The organism is Vibrio sp. 10N.286.46.A8 (assembly GCF_041470165.1).
GTDB lineage: Bacteria > Pseudomonadota > Gammaproteobacteria > Enterobacterales > Vibrionaceae > Vibrio > Vibrio tasmaniensis_A.
Window position 1 is genome coordinate 1 of record NZ_JBFRLX010000041.1, and the last position, 480, is coordinate 480.

1 protein-coding gene is annotated in these 480 nt (G+C 45.0%); it reads left to right on the forward strand.

What is annotated here, in order from left to right:
- A partial coding sequence (locus AB4232_RS05355; protein WP_372086495.1) for an STAS domain-containing protein occupies positions 1 to 446 on the forward strand: 446 nt, incomplete at its 5' end.
- Between the last annotated feature and the right edge of the window lie 34 nt (positions 447 to 480).

Sequence of the window (480 nt, forward strand, 5' to 3'; positions counted from 1 at the left end):
CTACTAATGTGACGATGCTAGCGACCGTAGCGGTGGTGGTGTTTACTCACAATCTCGCGATAGGTGTTGCAGTTGGCGTGGTGTTGTCAGCTTTGTTTTATGCGCATGCCAGCAAGTCGATGGTCTTTATATCTGATGAAGTGGTGACTAACGAACTGCACACCACCCATCGAGTAAAAGGCCATGTCTTTTTTGCTTCTTCAGATGCGTTTGTCGATCTATTTGACTATGACAAGGCCACGTCTTTAGTGACGATCGATATATCGGATGCATCGTTCCTAGATAACACGTCGGTTGAGGCGCTTGATAAGGTCGTGTTTAAGTTCCGAAAAAAGGGTGCTTATGTAGAGGTCGCAGGAATGGATACCGTGAGTGCGAATCTGATATTCAAGCACGCGATGTACCACAAGCATAAAGATTTAACCGCGGTTTCCATTACGCACTAATCGTGGTTTAAGGTGCTCTTAAAATCTTAAAATC